The sequence below is a fragment of the Stenotrophomonas sp. GD03930 genome (assembly GCF_029839665.1).
Taxonomy (GTDB): Bacteria; Pseudomonadota; Gammaproteobacteria; order Xanthomonadales; family Xanthomonadaceae; genus Stenotrophomonas; species Stenotrophomonas forensis.
Map to the genome: position 1 here is coordinate 1,030,510 of NZ_JAOCAV010000002.1, position 18,172 is coordinate 1,048,681.

Annotated in this window: 16 protein-coding genes; 11 read left to right on the plus strand and 5 right to left on the minus strand. The window is 68.2% G+C overall.

Translation table 11 applies throughout. The annotated features are described in order from the left end of the window. The first annotated feature begins 13 nt into the window (after positions 1–13). The 10 genes from cpaB to N5C18_RS15350 all read left to right on the plus strand — a co-directional run bounded on the left by cpaB (position 14) and on the right by N5C18_RS15350 (position 11,286). Entirely contained in the window at positions 14–1,045 is a 1,032-nt protein-coding gene (cpaB, locus tag N5C18_RS15305) for a Flp pilus assembly protein CpaB (protein ID WP_279944994.1), read from the plus strand. 18 nt (positions 1,046–1,063) lie between these two features. Beyond that, positions 1,064–2,422 carry a type II and III secretion system protein family protein gene (locus N5C18_RS15310; protein WP_164240385.1) on the plus strand — a complete coding sequence of 453 codons (1,359 nt, stop codon included), beginning with the start codon at positions 1,064–1,066 and terminating at the stop codon, positions 2,420–2,422. 27 nt (positions 2,423–2,449) lie between these two features. Further along, entirely contained in the window at positions 2,450–3,706 is a 1,257-nt protein-coding gene (locus N5C18_RS15315) for a fimbrial protein (RefSeq protein ID WP_053449995.1), read from the plus strand. Continuing rightward, complete coding sequence (locus N5C18_RS15320; protein ID WP_279944995.1) at positions 3,691–5,040, plus strand: CpaF family protein; 1,350 nt, start codon at positions 3,691–3,693, stop codon at positions 5,038–5,040. Before N5C18_RS15315 ends, N5C18_RS15320 begins: the two co-directional genes overlap by 16 nt. 2 nt (positions 5,041–5,042) lie before the next feature. Then, complete coding sequence (locus N5C18_RS15325; RefSeq protein WP_279935718.1) at positions 5,043–5,999, plus strand: type II secretion system F family protein; 957 nt, start codon at positions 5,043–5,045, stop codon at positions 5,997–5,999. 28 nt (positions 6,000–6,027) lie between these two features. Then, positions 6,028–6,963, plus strand: coding sequence for a type II secretion system F family protein (locus N5C18_RS15330; protein WP_279944997.1), 936 nt, complete (start codon positions 6,028–6,030; stop codon positions 6,961–6,963). Further along, entirely contained in the window at positions 6,963–7,844 is an 882-nt protein-coding gene (locus tag N5C18_RS15335) for a Flp pilus assembly protein TadD (protein WP_279944999.1), read from the plus strand. Before N5C18_RS15330 ends, N5C18_RS15335 begins: the two co-directional genes overlap by 1 nt. Then, positions 7,841–8,311, plus strand: a complete 471-nt coding sequence (locus tag N5C18_RS15340) for a DUF3613 domain-containing protein (protein WP_053508730.1) — start codon at positions 7,841–7,843, stop codon at positions 8,309–8,311. The genes N5C18_RS15335 and N5C18_RS15340 overlap by 4 nt, the downstream gene beginning before the upstream one ends. Positions 8,312–8,319: 8 nt before the next feature. Beyond that, the gene (locus tag N5C18_RS15345) at positions 8,320–10,473 is read left to right on the plus strand and encodes a TadG family pilus assembly protein (RefSeq protein WP_053508728.1); all 2,154 of its coding nucleotides are present in this window, start codon (positions 8,320–8,322) and stop codon (positions 10,471–10,473) included. 99 nt (positions 10,474–10,572) lie between these two features. Beyond that, complete coding sequence (locus tag N5C18_RS15350) at positions 10,573–11,286, plus strand: DUF2968 domain-containing protein (RefSeq protein WP_040007538.1); 714 nt, start codon at positions 10,573–10,575, stop codon at positions 11,284–11,286. 66 nt (positions 11,287–11,352) lie between these two features. On the opposite strand, the gene N5C18_RS15355 is transcribed toward N5C18_RS15350, so the two are convergent. After that, on the minus strand, positions 11,353–11,739 hold the full coding sequence (locus tag N5C18_RS15355) for a hypothetical protein (RefSeq protein WP_279945000.1): 387 nt from the start codon (positions 11,737–11,739) through the stop codon (positions 11,353–11,355). A gap of 186 nt (positions 11,740–11,925) precedes the next feature. On the opposite strand from N5C18_RS15355, the gene N5C18_RS15360 reads away from it, so the two are divergent. Beyond that, positions 11,926–12,750: an alpha/beta hydrolase gene (locus N5C18_RS15360; RefSeq protein WP_279945001.1), complete on the plus strand. Its 825-nt coding sequence runs from the start codon at positions 11,926–11,928 to the stop codon at positions 12,748–12,750. A 122-nt stretch (positions 12,751–12,872) separates the two neighbouring features. Here N5C18_RS15360 and N5C18_RS15365 read toward each other — a convergent pair whose 3' ends face one another. From N5C18_RS15365 to N5C18_RS15380, 4 genes are all read right to left on the minus strand, one after another. Beyond that, positions 12,873–14,522, minus strand: a complete 1,650-nt coding sequence (locus tag N5C18_RS15365; protein ID WP_053508724.1) for an MFS transporter — start codon at positions 14,520–14,522, stop codon at positions 12,873–12,875. Further along, on the minus strand, positions 14,516–15,799 hold the full coding sequence (locus tag N5C18_RS15370; protein WP_279945002.1) for an alginate export family protein: 1,284 nt from the start codon (positions 15,797–15,799) through the stop codon (positions 14,516–14,518). The genes N5C18_RS15365 and N5C18_RS15370 overlap by 7 nt, the downstream gene beginning before the upstream one ends. Continuing rightward, the gene (locus tag N5C18_RS15375) at positions 15,778–17,625 is read right to left on the minus strand and encodes an amidohydrolase (protein WP_279945058.1); all 1,848 of its coding nucleotides are present in this window, start codon (positions 17,623–17,625) and stop codon (positions 15,778–15,780) included. Before N5C18_RS15375 ends, N5C18_RS15370 begins: the two co-directional genes overlap by 22 nt. A 119-nt stretch (positions 17,626–17,744) precedes the next feature. Further along, the gene (locus N5C18_RS15380; protein ID WP_279945003.1) at positions 17,745–18,170 is read right to left on the minus strand and encodes a DoxX family protein; all 426 of its coding nucleotides are present in this window, start codon (positions 18,168–18,170) and stop codon (positions 17,745–17,747) included. Positions 18,171–18,172 lie beyond the last annotated feature (2 nt).

Here is an 18,172-nt window from a genome sequence, read left to right on the forward strand (position 1 = left end):
AGGAGACGGTTCCATGCTCAAGTTGACCCGCATCGCCGCCGTCGCCCTGATCGGCCTGGCCGTGCTGCTGGCCGTGATTGCACTGATGATCGGCCGCAAGCCCGACGCGCCGGTACATGTGGCGCCGGTTGCCAGCGCGGACCCGCAGGCCGTCACGGTGGTCGAAGCCGTCGCCCGGCTGCCGGCCGGCGAGCCGATCACCGCCAACGGGCTGCGACTGGCCCAGCGAACCACGCCGGTCGCCGGCGCCGCGACCAGCATTTCCACCGTGGTCGGCAAGGTTCCGGTCCAGGACATTGCAGAAGGCAGCGCGATCAGCAGCTCGGCCCTCGCGCAGGGCTTCTCGCTGCAGCTGCGGACCGGTGAGCGAGCACTGGCGGTACCGGTCGACGAACTGGTCGGCGCGGGCAATCGCATCCTGCCCGGTGATTTCGTCGATGTGTTCCTAAACCTGCGCACCGCCCAGCCCAGCGCAGGGGGCCCGGGCGAGGCCGCACAGGCGCGCCTGCTGCTGTCGCGCCTGCGCGTGCTGAGCTATGGCCAGCAGGATATCGCGCCCAACCCGGGCGATACCGCCGGCAGCACCGATGGCAGCGAACGCAACGACGCACGCGCGGCGGACATCACCGGCAGCAGCCCTGGCGCCAGCGACCAGACCCGCCAACCAGCGCGCAGCGCGGTACTGGCGGTACCGGTGGCGGACGCCAACCGGCTGCTGCTGGGCGCCCAGCAGGGCAAGCTGTTCCTGGCACTGCGCAACCCGGCCGATACCGGCCTGCCCGACCTTGCCCTGTTCCCGCAGGCGCCGGGCGTGATCGATCCGCTGCGCGGACTGGATGCAGAGCAGCAGGTGGCCCTGCAGCGCCCCGAGAACCATGCCTTCGCAGGCATCGATGGCGATGCGCTGGCCGGACGCGGCGCCGCCCCGACGCGCGTCAACCCGCAGGCGGCGCCGCGCGCACCGGCGGTCCGCCACGGTGCACCACGCGCCTCCGGCATTGAAATCATCCGGGGTGACAGCTCTGCTCCCCGTGGTTCCCTCTGACCTGCCCCGAGTGCATCCATGACCCAACGCCGACTGTCTCCACGCCCTTCCCCTCGCCAGCGCTGGCTGGCCCTGATGCTGGTGCTGCTGGCACCGGCAACAAGCGTGGCCGCCGACGATCTGGTGCTGCAGGCCCGTGAGCAGCGTCCTTGGAGCCTGCCCGCCGACCTCGAGCGCGTGGCCATCGCCGACCCTGGTGTCGCCGACATCGTGATGCTGCGCGGCCAGCGCCAGGCGCTGCTGGTGGGCAAGGCGCCCGGCACCACCACATTGCTGCTGTGGCACCGCAAGCAGGCCGAGCCACAGCGCGTGCAGGTGCGCGTGCAGAGCGCCGTGCAGGGCGCGGCGAGCACCGGCACGAGCGGCCTGCTGTTCACCCAGCAGGACCAACAGGGCCTGCTGCAGGGAAGCACGGACAGCGTGCTTGCGCACATGCAGGAACAGCAGACTGCGGCGATGGCACTTGGTAAAGAGGGCCAGCTCGCCGACGCGTCGACGGTCAGCAGCGGTGGCGTGGTCCAGGTCGAGGTCAAGGTGGTGGAGTTCAACAAGACCGCCCTGAAGCAGATCGGCATCAGCTTCCAGAACCGCAACGGCAGCTTCGCCTACGGCATCGCCCGTCCCGGCGGCCAGCTGCCCGGCAACACCGGCATCCTGCCCGGCATGAAGGAAGGCGAATCGGGCAACGAGTCCACTTCACCGATTTCCTCGGCGTTCCGCCTGGTGTTCGGTTCCACCAAGGGCCTGTGGAATGCCGATGTCGACCTGCTGCAGAGCAACGGCATGGCCCGCGTGCTGGCCGAGCCCACCCTGGTCGCCTTGTCCGGACAGAGCGCCAGTTTCCTGGCCGGTGGCGAACTGCCGATCCTGGAACCGCAGGGCCTGGGCACCACCACCATCACCTACAAGCCGTTCGGCATCGGGCTGACCGTGACCCCGACCGTGCTGGCACCGAACCGCATCGCACTGAAGGTCGCGCCGGAAGCCAGCGACCTGGACTACAGCAATTCGATTGCCCTCAATGGTGTGCAGATCCCTTCGATCACCACCCGCCGGGCCGACACCACGGTTGAACTGGGTGACGGCGAGAGCTTCGTCATCGGCGGCCTGGTCAGCTCCAACGTGGTGTCCAGCGTCAACAAGATTCCGCTGCTCGGTGACCTGCCGATCATCGGCTCGTTCTTCCGCAATTTCGACTACAAGCGTCAGGACAAGGAACTGGTGATCATCGTCACGCCGCGGCTGGTGCAGCCGCTTGCGCGCAACACCGAACTACCGCTGCCCGGCGCACGCGAAGCCAAGCCGAACCTGCCCGAATGGGGCTCGTGGCTGCTCGGCCCGATCAGCCAGGACCCGGTGCCCGGCTTCTCACGCTGATTCCATGATGCCTGCGATACCACGACCATGCCCTACGCCACCGCCCAGCCACTGCATCCACAGGGACCACCGATGAACCTGGTCCTGTACGGAATGGATCGCGAACTGCTGCCCCGGCTGGCTGCCAAGTTGCCGCCGACCACGACCCTGCACTGGCAGGACAGCAACGCGCCGACCTCCGCACAGGACCTTCAACGCGGGGGCCAGAGCCTGGTGCTGCTCGATTTCCGCCCCGAACACGCGGCCGCCTCCAGCGCACTGGCCCAGCAGCTGCAGCAGACCCAGCCGGACCTGGTGCTGGTCGCGGTCGGCGCCACCAGTGCCGGCCAGGTCGAAGGCGTGGTGATCGCGCTGCGCGCCGGCCTGCGCGACGTGCTGGACCTGGACAGCGACAACGCCGGCATCGAAGCCGCGTTGCGACGCGCGCTGTCACCGCGACCGACGGCCTCGCCACAACTGGCGCACAAGGCTCGCCTGATCGTGCTGCTGGGCGTGCGTGCCGGGGTCGGCACCAGCACCCTGGCCGCGCACCTGTCAGTGCTCGCGCAGCAGACCCGCACTCTCGCCCAGGGCGAAGCGTTGCAGCAGGATGGCCTGCTGATGGAGCTGGCACAGCCGTCCGGCGATCTCGCGCTGTACCTCAACCTCGACAGCCGCTTCCACTACGAAGACGCGTTGCGCAACGCCAGCCGCATCGATGCCACCCTCGCCCGCACCGCCATGGCCCGCCATGATTCCGGACTGGTGCTGCTTGATCGGGCCGGTGGCAGTGACGCGGTGCCGCCCTCCGATCCGGGTGCACTGCTGCAGCGCCTGCGCGCGGTCTTCGCCAGCGTGCTGTGCGATGCCGGCGGCTGCCCCCTGCGGCAGTTGCCGCCGCTGCTGCTGGATCAGGCCGACGAAATCTGGCTGGTCACCGACGCCTCGATCGCTACCCTGGTGTCGCTCGACCAGGCGCTGAAGCATCTGGCGGGTCAGCGCGAACGCGAGAAGCGGCTGCAGCTGGTGATCAATCGCCACGACGACAGCAGCGGCATGAGCCCCGAACAGATCGCGCGCCGCTTCGAGGTGCCGCTGCTGGCCACCTTACCCGAACGTCCACGCGTGCGCCTCGCTGCCAGCCAGGGCCACCTGCTGCTGCAGGACGCACCGCGCGACCCCTACCTGCGTGCTCTCGCCCCGCTCGTTTCGCGCCTGGACCCGGCTGCATGCCCGGTGCAGGCACAGGGACTGCGGGAAAGACTCTCCCTTGCCCTGGGTGGATCGCAATGGAAGACAAGGTAACCCCGTTCCCGCATGCCGCCACCCGCCCGGTGCTGCCCGACAACCCGCCGGGCCACCTGCCGTTCGCGCAGACCGAGCAGTACCAGAAGGTGCTGTCGGCCGCGCATGAGCACCTGCTCAACAGCATCGAGGACGAGCGAATCGACATCGATTCCTGGGCGCCGGATACCATCGCACGCTGGGTGCAGGTGCAGACGGTGGGCTTCATCCAGGAATGGCGCATCCCGATCAATGAAGAAGAAATGCAGGTGGTCGCAGAAGGGCTGGTCAAGGAGCTGACCGGCTTCGGCCCGCTCGACGACCTGCTGCATGATCCGTCGATCGAAGACATCCTGATCAACGGCTTCAAGGACGTGCACGTCTCGCAGGGTGGCCAGCTCAAGCGCGCCACGCAGCGCTTCACCGACGATACCCACCTGTTGCGGATCCTGCGGCGCATCCTCGCACCATTGGGGCGCCGCCTGGATGACTCCTACCCGATGGTCGATGCGCGCCTGCCCAATGGCGGCCGCCTCAACGCGATCATCTCGCCGCTGGCGGTGGATGGACCGATGGTCTCCATCCGCAAGTTCCGCAAGGACCCGTTCACGCCTGACGAGCTGCTGGCCAAAGGCACCTTCGATGCGCCGATGCAGGCGCTGCTGAAAGCCATGGTGCTGGGGCGCTGCAACATCCTGGTGTCGGGCGGAACCAGCTCCGGCAAGACTTCGCTGCTGAACGCACTGGCCAGCTACGTGCCGCCCAATGAGCGCGTGATCACCGTCGAGGACACTGCCGAACTGTCGCTCAACCACCCGCACGTGGTGCGTCTGGAAAGCCGTATCGGCGGCGCCGAAGGCCATGGCGCAGTGAGCATCCGCGACCTGGTGCGCAACAGCCTGCGCATGCGGCCGGACCGCATCGTGGTCGGCGAAGTCCGTGGCGCCGAGGTGCTGGAAATGCTGCAGGCGATGAACACCGGCCACGACGGCTCGATGGCGACCATCCATGCCAATTCACCGCGTGATTGCCTGTACCGCATCGAGATGCTGGCAGGTTTCGCCGGCTTCCAGGGCAGCGAAGACAGCCTTCGCCGGCAGATTGCCAGTGCGATCGACTTCATCGTGCAGATCTCGCGGCTGGGCAGCGGCCGCCGCGTGCTGGTCTCGATCACGGAAATCACCGGCGTCAGCGACAACCTGATCACCACCCAGGAGATGTTCCGGCACGAACTGCAGATCGACGCAAACGGCCGGGAGATCGACCGCTGGATCGGCCTGGGCTTCCAGCCCCACTCGCACAAGCTGGAACCGTTCCGCCAGCTGCTGCGCGAATCGCTGTACGGAGACTATTGAGCATGGGCACCGGTCTGCTGCTGGGCGTGCTGAGCATCATCTCCGTGCTGCTGGCGCTGGCGGCATGGCTGTGGGGCACGGCCAGCACCCGCGAGCAGCGCCAGGCTTCGCTGCAGCATGCCGAGCAGCAGCTGGCGCGTGGCAATACAGCCACTTCGCCATCGGCCAGCATCGCCAGTGCCGCCGCCAACGAGCCCGCGCGGCCTGCCAGCAGCGGGCGCAGGCCGCTGCCCTGGAATGGACTGCTGCAACGTGCGGGCCTGCAACCGGGCTGGAAACTTCCGGTGATGCTGCTGGTGCCGGGGCTGGTGCTGTCACTGACGGCCATGCTGCGGCTGGGCACTGCGTGGATGTTCCCGCTGACCCTGCTGCTGTACGCGCTCGGTTGCTGGCTGTGGATCATGCGCCGGACCACCCGGCTGCGCGCGCAGCTGCTGCACCAGCTGCCCGATTTCCTCGACAACCTGGTGCGCCTGACCGCCCTGGGCAACAGCCTGCAGGCGGCCTTCCAGGTCGCGTCGATGCAGACCAGCGCGCCGCTGCGTGGCCTGCTCGACACCACGGTGCGCTATGCCCGCAGCGGCATGGATCTGGATCGTGCGTTGTCACTCGCCGCACAGCCCTATCGCATGGATGTACTGAAGGTGCTGTCGGTGGTGATCGGCGTCAGCGTGCGCATCGGCGGCCGCTCCGACCAGATCCTGCAGCGCATGGGCGACTTCATGCGCGACCTGGAACAGGCGCAGCAGGAGCTGGCGGCGACCACCTCGGAAACGCGGATGTCGGCCTGGGTGCTGGGCCTGCTGCCGCCGGCCAGCGCCGTGCTGATGGCCATCGCCAGCCCCGACTTCTTCCAGCCCGTGCTGCACGAGCCCCTCGGCCACAAGGTCCTGCTGATCGCGTTGGGCCTGGAGCTGGTGGGCGCTTTCCTGCTGTATCGACTGGCCAAATCGCTATGAGCCATCGCAGCCCCCCTGGAGAAGCCCGATGAGTGCAAGCACCTGGTTTGCGCTTTCACTGCTGGTGCTGGCCGCGGGCGTGGCCCTGCTCGGGTTTGCCGGCTGGGTCCGCAGCCATCGCGAACAGCGTACGTCGGCCACGCTCAAGACCGCCCTGCAGCCGCGTGACGAAGCGCGCGAAGTGGAAGCCGCGGGCCGCGATTCGCTGGGCTGGCTGGAGCGCTTCGGCCGCTCGCTCAGTGGTGGCCGCCTGGAAGCCGCGCTGCTGGCCAACGAGGATCGCCTGCTGCTGGATCTGGCCGGCTGGAACACGCGCCGCGGCACCGCCATCTATCTCGGCGTCCGCCTGCTGCTGGCGCTGCTGGTACTGGCCCTTGCGCTGGCCTTCAGCGAAGCGACCGGGCTGGCGAAGATCATGGTGGTGATCGGTGCACTGGCAGCGGGCCTGCTGCTGCCCAAGTTCGCCCTGTCTGCCTGGGTCAAGCGTCGCCGCCGTGCAGTCGAGAACGAGCTGCCGTTGCTGATCGACCTGCTGCGCCTGCTGCAGGGGGTGGGATTCAGCATGGACCAGAGCCTGCAGACGCTGGGCGACAAGCTGCGTGATGCGCTGCCGATCCTCGGCGGCGAACTGCAGGAAGCCAACGTGGCCTACACCCACGGGCGCACCCGCGCGCAATCGCTGCGCCGCCTGAGTGACGTCTACGGTGACGACGACCTGAGCAGCCTGGTGCAACTGATCCTGCAGGTGCATGCACACGGTGGCGCGGTGCAGGAGCCACTGCGCCAGTTCAGCATCCGCCTGCGCGAGCAGCGCCGCAATTCGCTGAAGGAAAAGGTCGGCAAGCTCTCGGTGAAGATGACGGTTGTGATGATGCTGACCCTGCTGCCAGCGCTGATGCTGGTTCTTGCCGGCCCGGCGCTGGTTGCGCTGGCCGCCACCATGTCCTCGATGGGAACGACCTGATGCCCGCCCTTCGCACCGCCTGCCTGCTGTTCGCCCTTGCCGCCGTCGCCAGTGGCTGCGCGTCGACCACGCCGAAGTACCTGCGCGCGCCCAGCCTGGCCGCGCCCGAACCGGCACCACAGGACAGCCGCAACGCCTACCTGGAACTGATCGCGCGCATGCAGCAGCAGGGCGCCTGGTATGCCTCGCTGGCCCACGTCGATGCATTCCGCCAGCGCTACGGTGATCGCCCGGCGCTGCGGCTGCTGCAGGCCGACGCCCTGCGCGAAACCGGGCAGGCCGACGCGGCCATCGCGCTCTACCGCGAACTTTCCACGGGGCCGCAGGCGGCCGCCGCCGCACATGGCCTGGGCCTGATCGCCGCGCATCGCGACGACGCCGCCGGCAGCGAGCAGTCTCTGGCCCGGGCCACCCAGCTGGAACCGCTGAACACCGACTACCTCGGCGATCTGGGCTACGCGCGGCTGCGCGCAGGACAGTTCGACCAGGCCCGTGAGCCGCTGGCAAAGGCGCTCGAGCTGTCACCCGGCAATGCCAAGGCGACGGCCAACCTTGCGCTGTGGGCGGTGCTGCGTGGGGACACCGCCACGGCCGAGCGCCTGGCCCAGCAGGCCAACCTCAACGAAGACAGCCGCCGCGGCATCCAGCAGCAGGCCGAGCAGATCCGCGCACGCCTGCAGCAGCGCCAGGCGGCAGCAGCGGCACGCGAGGTGGCAGCCCCCCGCGCGGTTGCCGGCCCGCCGGCCCGCCCGCAGGCCGCAGCCCGGCTGGCCGCCGAAGCGCGACGCGACGCTCGCGATGAGCGGAATCCGCAGCGCCTGCCACCTTCGATGCTCGAACGCTTCAGCACCCCAGACCAGCCCACCGGGAACACGCCATGATCAAGCCACACCTGACCCGTCGCCTGTTGCCCGCGCTGAGCGGCCTGCTGCTGGCGACAGCTGCCCAGGCACAGCAACAGCCACTGACCGGGCAGATGCTCGGCGGCGCCCGTCCCGCGGCAACCGCAGCGCAACCGCTGCAGTCCGAAACGCTGGCAACGGTCGACGTGTCCGCGCCCGAGGCACCTGTACCCGTACCGGCACCCGCCCCTCCCCCTGCCTACCACGTCGCCAGCACTGCGGCCGTACCTGCGCCCGCGGTACGCCGCAGCGAGATCGGCGACGCCACGCGCAGCCTGTTCCAGCTGCAGGCCTCGGGGCAGCAGGCCGGCCCGCGCCTGCCGATCCTCGGCGACCAGGCCACCCTGAGCTACGCACGCTACCTGAAGAGCTTCCAGCACGAGATTCCCGATTTCTTTGAAACCGATGTCGGCAAGTCCAAGGGAACATCCTCATCCGGACGTTGAGGTAGGCCATGAAACGCCCACGCCAGTTCAGCTTCAACCGCCCCCGCGGCGGCATGTCGGTCACCATGATGCTGGTCATGCTGGCGCTGCTGGCCATGCTCGGGCTGGTCGAGATCGGCTACCTGTTCTGGGCCAAGCGCGATGCGCAGAAGGTCGCCGACCTGGCGGCGCTGGCCGGCGCCCAGCGCCTGGAACTGTGCACGTCGGACAACAGTGACAACAGTGCGGCGCGGCAGAGCGCGCTGACCCAGAACCGGTTTGCCGGCAGCCTGCAGATCAGGTGCGGGAACTGGAGCGCGACACGCGACACGACCAACCGCTTCCAGGCCACCGTGGATGCGGCCAACCCCCGCAACGCCGTGCAGGTCATCGCGCAGCGAAGCGTGCTGCCCTTCTTCGGGCAGAACACCAGCTTGCCGACCGTCAGCGTGCAGGCGGTGGCGCGCCGCTCCGAGCCCACTGCGGTGTTCGCCGTCGGCTCGCAGCTGCTGCGGACCCGCGGCGATTCGCTGCTGATGTCGACCCTGCGCCTGATCGGCCTGGATGTCACCAACGCCACGGTGCTTTCCTATGACGGCCTGGCGCAGGCCAACGTCACACCCTCCGGCCTGCTGAAGGCGCTCAACATTCCAGTCAGCGCCAACCTCAGTGTGGCCGACTTCAACCGCCTGCTGGCGGTCAACAAGATTTCGCTGGCGCAGCTGGTCGACGCCACCGCCACGGTGGTCGGCCGCGATACCACCGTCGGCGTGCAGCTGCGTGCCCTGTCGGACCTGGTCGCCACCCGGCTGGACATCACCAAGCTCAACATCGCGCTGGGCAGCGAATCCGGCGGCGGTGGCCTGTTCGCCGAGGTCATCTCTCCGGACGGTACCGCCGGCAGCGCGCTGGAATCGAAGATCAGCGTCCTCAACCTGATCAGCACCGCCATTTCCATCGCCAATGAAGGCAACGGCATCGCGATCGGCGGCCTGAACCTGCTGGGCATCAACGTGCAGGCCGGGGTGGTCGAACCGCCGTCGATAGCAATCGGTGGCGTGGGCTCACGCGCCTACAACGCGCAGGTCCGCCTGATGGCCGATGTCGACAGCAACAACCTGTTTGCGCTTGGCCCACTGCTGCAGCTGCTGGGTACGCGCCTGCATCTGCCCGTGCACGTCGATGTCGCCAACGCGATGGGCACGCTGACCGGCATCCAGTGTGGTGGCACCTCGCCCCAGGCCACCATCCAGGTCGACTCCTCGGTGCTGCGCGCCTGCGTCGGCAACGTCGATCCCGCACAGCGGTTCTCCAAGAACAATGTCTGTGACAACACCCTGCAGAAGGAACAGCTGCTGACACTGCTGGGCCAGCCCTTGATCAACGACAAGATCACCCTGCCCGCGTTGACCAGTTCGCAGAACCTGACCCTGGCTGCCGGCGAGAGCGGCTCCACCCAGATCAATCCGCTGGCACTGGGCAATGCCGTTTCCGATCTGGTCAACGAGTTGCTGCGGGTCCTGTCCGGCATGCTCAGCTCACCCAAGCAGGGTATGAGCGCGAACGACACCGCCAAGGCGCTGGCCGACCGCTACCTGCAGGCGACGTTCCCGCCCAACACGCGCTATGACGTCAACAAGCTGATTCCGCTGCTGCGCGATGGCGACCCCAGCCGGCAGCTGGCGCCGCTGAACAGCTGGAATGTGCCCGGTGGCCTGCCCTACGCCTGCGGCCTGCTGAACCTGGTCACCTGCCACAAGGACGGGCCGGTCTGGGATGCGTTCAAGGTCACCGTTACCGGCCAGGGCCTGGGCGTGCTCGACGGGCTGCTCGGCTCACTGGTCGGCGGCCTGCTGATCAACCGCTGCGACAGCCTGCTCGGCAACCTGATCGACTACAACGGCTGCGTGCGCAACAACCTGGCGTCGTACATCCAGACCGCGCCGGCCGGCTTCCTCGATGGTGCCGGTGGAACCGGCGTCAGCAACCCCGATGGCAGCGTCAGCTGCAGCGGGCTGCTGTGCACGCTGCTGAAGCCGATCCTGGCCGCGCTGCGCCCGGTCCTCAACAGCGTCGGCACCCTGCTGACCAACCTGCTGGCCAGCGTGCTGGGGCTGGAACTGGGGCGGACCGATGTCAACGTGCAATCGATCCAGTGCAGCGCCGCGCAGCTGGTCTATTGACCCGTGACGGGCGCCCTTGGCGGCGCCCGCGCCCATGCTAGACTCCCGGCGGGGAACCACCTTCATCTCAACCCACACTCATCCGTGGATGGTCTAGACATGCGAGAAACTTCAGGGGGCGCGGTCTTCGCCCGTCAGGCGCGCGGCGCGGCAATGCTGGCCGTGGCCATGATGCTGGTGGCACCGGCGGCGATGGCCGCCCGTGGCGACCGCGAAGCCGCCGCAGAGCCGGCCGCGCGCACCGCACCGGTAGTGCGCAACACCGTGGACGAACTCAAGCAGCTGATGGATTCGCGCCAGCTGACCGAGCTGCGCACCACCTACAACGGCAACTACGGTGCCAGCCTGCTGTTCAACGCCAACACCCTGACGTATTACGTCGCCCTGTTCCAGGAAAAGAACTTCTGGCGGGTGATCAAGACCGATGCCGTGGACAACGCCGAGCGCGTGTACCGCACATTTGCGCAGCAGTCCGAACAGCTGGCGCAGGTCTATATCGACACCACCCGGCTGGAAGCCGGCAAGCGCTACACCGAGCGCCTGGTGGCCTATAACGAGGAGCGCCTGCGCACCCTGCAGCAGGAAATGGAACAGCAGCAGGCGCAGTCGGCCCAGGTCAGCGCGGCCCTGCAGCAGGCCCAGCAGCAGGCGGTCAGCCTGAGCACCGACGTGCAGAGCACCAACAGCCAACTGGACGCGCTGCAGCGCCGTATCCAGATCCTGCAGGCCGAACAGGGCAACCCGGAGCTGAGCCTGCCCAAGCCGGACAGCGTGCCCTCGCCGGCACCGGCGGCGGCCAGCGACGGTCGCTGAGCCCGCGCTTCCAGCGTCTCCGCACAACGGCGCCCTTGGGCGCCGTTGTCGTTTCCAGCACTGAAATCAGCGACACGCGTCGTGCACCGCGTCATCCAGCTGTCGGCGCTGTACGAAGTCCAGGCGCCTGGTCCTGGCCAGCGCCTTCCCGCGTTGCTGCCGTGCACGCTCACAGGCGGCGGGATCAGCGCTGATCGGGATCAGCGCAGCGCGCGCGCGCCCGGGGCGTGACGCCCGCCGCCGGGCCGGCGCTGCAGTGGACGTGGCAGGCACCGGGCCACGCGACAAGGACTGTTCCGCCGGAACGTCCCAGCGCCATTCCGCGCGCCCCTGGCACGGCGTCTGCTGGTAGACCGGGTAAGCGCCGTCCACGCACTTGTAGACGTGGGTCTGCGCGCCTACTGCGGCCGACAGCAGCAGGCACACCAACAGGCAGCATGGAAGTCTGGGCATTGCGGGCTCCGCGACAGGTCCGCTGCCATCGTCAGCCGGCCCCCGGTCGCCCGCCAGAGCGATACACGTCACAGCCCCGGCAATCCAGCACAGGCGTGCAAGGCATCCGATAGCCATTGCGCTGTACTGCCGGAGGCACCGGCAGGCCTGCCGGTGCCTTCCCTCCCTTCCGCCAAGGAACCTGCAATGAGCAACTACGTCACCGTCGCCGATGGCGCCCGCATCTTCTACAAGGACTGGGGCAGCGGACAGCCGATCGTGTTCGCCCACGGCTGGCCGCTGTCCTCCGATGCCTGGGACCCGCAGATGCTGTTCATGGGGCAGAGCGGCTATCGCGTGATTGCGCACGACCGCCGCAGCCACGGCCGCTCCAGCCAGACCTGGGACGGCAACAACATGGATACCTACGCCGACGACCTGGCCGCGATGATCGACGCGCTGGACCTGAAGGACGCGATCCTGGTCGGCCATTCCACCGGCGGCGGCGAAGTGGCCCACTACATCGGCCGCCACGGCAGCAAGCGCGTCGCCAAGGTGGTGCTGGTCGGCGCCGTGCCGCCGTTGATGCTGAAGACCGCCGGCAACCCGGCCGGCACTCCGCTTGAGGTGTTCGACGGCATCCGCAAGGGCACCGGCGGCGACCGCTCGCAGTTCTTCAAGGATCTGGCCACGCCGTTCTTCGGCGCCAACCGCGATGGCAACAGCGTCACCCAGGGCATGCGTGATTCGTTCTGGCTGCAGGGCATGCTCGGCGGCGTCAAGGGCCAGTACGACTGCATCCACGAATTCTCGGAAGTGGACTACACCGGTGACCTGAAGAAGATCGACGTGCCTGCGCTGGTCGTGCATGGCGATGATGACCAGATCGTACCGTTCGATGCTTCGGCCAAGCTGTCCTCGCAGATCATCAGCGACGCCGAACTGAAGGTGTATGCCGGTGCACCGCACGGCCTGACGGTCACCCACGCCGACGCGTTCAACGCCGACCTGCTGGCGTTCGCACGCAAGTGATGTGTGGCGGCGGCGCCTGAAGCGCCGCCGCTTCTGCGGTAGTGCCGGCCGCTGGCCGGCAACTTTTCCATCCTGATCCAAAGCACATGCAGCCGGCCAGCGGCCGGCTCTACCAGAGCAGGTCAGATGTCACTGTGGTGGTGCGGAACGCCGGCCTTGGGCAGCGGGTCATGGCCGCCCACGAAGTGACGTACCACTGGTGCCCGTTCGCCGCGATGCAGTTCGCGCAGCACCTCCTGGATCGCCTTGTCATCGGCGGTGATGCGTTCGTGCTGGCGCAGATGCTCCAGCCACGACGGGGTCACGAAATACTCCAGGTGGATGCCCGGCGTCGCCACATCCTCAACCACGCCCCAGACCACGGCGCCATCACGGCGACGGATCGTTCCCAGCGCGCGCATCTGCGCCTGGAATGCGCTGCGATCGGCATCGTCGATGCGGTATTCAATGGTCACCAGCACCGGGCCGCGATCATTGGATACCGGTACTGAGAGTTCCGGTGCCGGCCAGTGCCCGGCCGGACGCAGGTTCAGGTCTTCAGTACCGGCGATGCGCACGCGCCAGACCAGCAGTCCGCCGATCACCGCACCAGCAGCAGCCACCAGCAGGGCCAGCTCAGGCGAGGTGCGCTGCGCCAGCGCGCCCCAGCTCAGGCCGCCAGCGGCCATGCCGGCAGAGAACACCATGATGTACAGCGCCAGCGCGCGCGCACGTACCCACGCCGGTACCGCCGTCTGCGCGGCGATCTGCAGCGAAGAGAGCACGGTGATCCAGGCAAAGCCATTGACCAGCATCACCACGGGAAGCACGTACCAGCTGCGGGTCAGCGCCAGCCCGACCAGGCTCAACGCCAGCGACAGCGTGGCCAGCAGCACCAGCAGGTCGCGGTCCATCTGTGCGCGCAGCTTCGGCAACAGCAGCGCGCCGCCGACCGCACCGATGCCAATGCAGCCCAGCAGCATGCCGTACTGCCCCGCCCCACCCTGCATCTGCCCGCGCACCACCACCGGCAGCAAGGCGTTCATCGCCGCGGCGAAGAAGAAGAAGCCGACCGACTTGATCAGCACTGCCTGCAGCCGCCCGGCGCGGCTGGCATAGCGCAGGCCTGCCTTCAGGCCGGCACCGAAGCCTTCCGGCGGCAGGCTGGACTGCTTCGGGTCGCGCTTCCAGCCCCACACCACGAACAGCATCGCGGCGAAGGTGATGGCGTTGAAACCGAAGGCCCAGACCGCACCGAGCTGGGCCACGATCACGCCGCCGATGGCCGGGCCGATCGAGCGCGCGATGTTGATGCCGATCGAGTTCAGCGCCACCGCCGAGGCCAGCATCGGCTGCGGCACCAGTTCGGACACGATCGCGGCCTGCGCCGGCATCGCCATCGCCGCGCCACACCCCATGCAGAAGGTCAGCAGCACCAGCAGTTGCGGGGTCAGCATGTCCATGGCGGTCAGCGCCGCCATCACCGCAGCCACCAGCAGCATCCAGCCCTGGGTGGCCAGCAGGTACCTGCGCCGGTCGACGATGTCGGCCAGCGTGCCGGCGGCCAGTGCCAGCAGCACGATCGGCACCGTGGTCGCCGACTGCACCAGCGCCACCATCAACGGTGAGCCGGTGCGCTCGGCCATTACCCAGGCGGCGGCCACATCATTGACCCAGGTGCCGATGTTGCTGGCCAGGATCGCCAGCCAGATCGAACGGAACATCCGGATCTTCAACGGCGACCAGGCCCCTGCGGCCGGTACGGAAGGTTGCGACGCGGTTGCGTTCACCATTGCCATGCTCCAACGATCGAGGCGAACAGCGTGTCCTGGCCTCCGGCCTGCTTCAGTGCAGGACCGGCATCGACCCAGGCCAGCTGCAGCTGCCATTGCCAGTGTTCGCTGGCCTGCCAGCGGGTTTCGGATTTGTACTGGTTGCCGATGCGGCGTGCGCCACCGGCAGTGCCTGGCAGCGCCAGCAGCGGTGCCGGCGTGGTGTAGACCGCATCGGCGCGCCGATGCTTCCAGGCCATCTGTACGCCCAGCTCCGTCGTTACCGTGTCGTGCAGGCGCAGGCTCAGCGTAGGCTGGATATCCATCAGGTTGGCCGGCGCCAGCAGGCTGGCCTCGCTGAAGTAGGCCGACTTCGGGAACAAGGCATTGAACGTTCCCAGCCGGCCATCGCGCAGATTGCCGTCGCCGCTGGCAATGTCGGCCTTCAGGCCCAGCCGTGGCTGCAGCGGCAGGTCCGGCCAGCGCCAACCCGTATCGGTGGCCAGCGTCCATGCGCGGATGTCGAGGTCACCCGTGGCGGTCCCCAGTTCACCGCCCTGCACCACCAGTTCGTTGTTCCAGTCCAGTGCACCGGCCTGGCCGAACCAGCGCGCGCCGAGTGTCTGCCGACGTTCGGTACCGCTGCCTGCGGCGAAGCGCGCGCCGTCGCGGCGGTAGTCCAGCAGGTACAGATCCCACTGGCCCGACGCCTGACCGCGCGCCGTCGTGGCGTACGCCCCCCACAGGTGGGCACCGTGTTCGCCCCGATCATCGAAGGCACCGGCTCGATTCTCCACCGGCCGCAGCACCATCAGGTCCAGCATGCCGAGGCGGCCTTTCCAGCCTGCACGTGCGCCGTCGAAGGCCAGGCGGATGTTCGGCCCATCGCGTACCGACAACAGCCGCGAACTGCCGTAGCCGGCCTCCTGCCGCCCCAGCTGCAGGTGAAAGCCACCGTGCTGCCAGCGCCAGTACGCCTGCTGCACGTCCAACGCGCTGCGATCGGTACGGCCGGGGCCGCCGGCCTTGCCACTCTCGGCGTGCACACCCAGCTGCAGCTTCGCCTGCCAGGTGTCTTCCACATAGGTGGCCGAGGCCAGCGCACGCAGCAGGCCGTAGCCATCCTCTGCGCCTCCGATGCCGAAGCGGGTCGGATCGTAGTACAGGCCACGCACGCGTAGCGACGCATCCCATTGCAGTTGGCCGTCGCCTGCATCGCTGCAGTGGCCACCGTCGCAGGCCAGCGCCAGCGCCGGCATGGCCAGCAGCGCCAGGCTCAGAACGCGAAGCACGAGCATCCCATCGCGCCCCAGAACGCGGTCAGGTCATCGGTCGGCGCCACGTGCCGGGCGGCATGACCATGGGCGCCATGCGTACTGCAGGCCACACCGTGGTGATGGCGGTGGGCAGCGGCCAGGCCGGTCGCGGCTCCACCCACGTGGTAGCCGCCAAACCGGTTCACCGGCGACCAGTTGGGCATCGCCGGCGGCAGCTGCGGGGCCAGGGCGGCGTAGTCACCGTCGGCGTGCACGATGCGGCCACCGACCACGGTCAACACGCTGGTGATGTCGGCGATCCGCGCGTCATCGACGCGGAGGAAATCAGCCGACAGCAGGATGAAGTCGGCCAGCTGGCCAGCCTTAAGCGTGCCCTTCACCGCTTCGTCGCCCGAGAACCACGCGCTGCCCTGGGTCCACAGGCGCAGCGCCTGTTCGCGCTCCAACAGGTTCTCATCGCCGTACAGGGCCAGGCCGCCCACGGTGCGCCCGGTCACCAGCCAGGACAACGCCACCCACGGGTTGTAGCTGGCCACGCGGGTGGCATCGGTTCCGGCCCCCACCGGCACGCCTTCGGCCAGCATCCGCTTCACCGGCGGCGTATGCCGCGCCGCCTGCACACCGTAGCGCTCGACGAAGGCCTCGCCCTGGTAGGCCATGCGGTGCTGCACGGCGATGCCGCCGCCGAGCGCGCGGATGCGTTCGATGTTGCGCGGAGTGATGGTCTCGGCATGGTCGATGAACCAGTGCAGGCCATCGAACGGCACCTCGCGGTTGACCTGCTCGTACACGTCCAGGATGCGGGTGATGCTCTCGTCGTAGGTGGCGTGGATGCGGAACGGCCAACGCTTCTCGACCAGCAGCTTCACCACATCGTGCAGTTCCGGTTCCAGCTCCGCCGGCAACTCCGGGCGTGGCTCGTTGAACAGCTCGAAGTCGGCAGCGGAGAACACCAGCATCTCGCCGGCCCCGTTGTGGCGCAGCAGGTCATCGCCCTGGCGAGGCTGCAGCATCTCGCTCCAGCCGCGGAAGTCATCCACTTCCTTGCCCTTGTTCTGGGTGAACAGGTTGTAGGCGATGCGCACTGTCAGCTGGCCATCGCGGTGCAGCTGCTCGATGACCTGGTAGTCCTCCGGATAATTCTGGAAACCGCCTCCGGCGTCGATCACCGAGGTGATGCCCAGCCGGTTCAGCTCACGCATGAAGTGGCGGGTGGAATTGGCCTGGTACTCGATCGGCAGCCGGGGCCCCTTAGCCAGCGTTGCATACAGGATCAGCGCGTTGGGCTTGGCCAGCAGCAGTCCGGTCGGGTTGCCCAGCGAGTCGCGCACGATCTGCCCGCCCGGCGGGTCCGGCGTGTCTTTCGTGTAGCCACAGGCCCGAAGCGCAGCGCGGTTGAGCAGCGCGCGGTCGTACAGGTGCAGCAGGAATACCGGCGTATCCGGCGCGATGTCGTTGAGTTCCTGCAGGGTCGGCAGGCGCTTTTCGTTGAACTGCGCGGCAGTGAAGCCACCGACCACGCGTACCCATTGCGGCGCCGGGGTGCGATCAACCTGTGCCTTCAGCATCGCCATCGCATCGGCCAGCGAACGCAGGCCATCCCAGCGCAGTTCCAGGTTGTAGTTCAGGCCGCCGCGGATCAGGTGCGTGTGGCTGTCGTTGAGGCCGGGCAACAGGCGCCGGCCCTGCGCATCGATCAGGGTCGCTTCGGTGCCCCAGTCGCGCATGATCTGCTCGTCACTGCCGACGGCAACGATGCGCCCCTCCTGCACGGCCAGCGCCTGTGCGTGTGGCTGCTGCGGGTCGAGGGTGGTGATGCGGGCATTGCGGATGACCAGCGTGCTCATGCGACGCTCCTTGGAAGTGGAATCGAATGCAGCTCCGGCGCGGCCAGCCAGGCCCAGCGCCATCGCGGCGCTGCCGCCCAGCACCACGTTGCGGCGGCCGTGGTCGAGTGGATCGTGACTCATGCGAGGTCTCCTGGAAGGCGCTGGCCGTCCAGTGCCCAGGCGCCGGGCCCGGCCAGCGCGAGGGCCAGCAGTACCGTGGTCCACATCAACGGGTACTCGCTACCGCCGCGCATCCAGAACCAGCCCCTGGGCAAGGACAACAGTACGGTGAAGCCGATGAAGGCAGCCGCCGCAAGCGCGGCGACGCGGGTCTGCCAGCCCAGCAGCACGGCCAGCCCGGACAGCACCTGCAGCAGGGCCAGCAACAGCGGCAGCGGTGCCACCGCTGGAAGGCCGAAGCCGCGCAGTTCAGTGGCAAAACCGGCCAGCCCGGGGCCTCCGAACCAGCCGAACAGCTTGCCCAGCGCGTGCGGCAGCAGGAAGCCTCCGGCTGCCACGCGCAGCATCAGCAGGGCCAGGTCGAGGCCATGGCCGGCCAGCATGC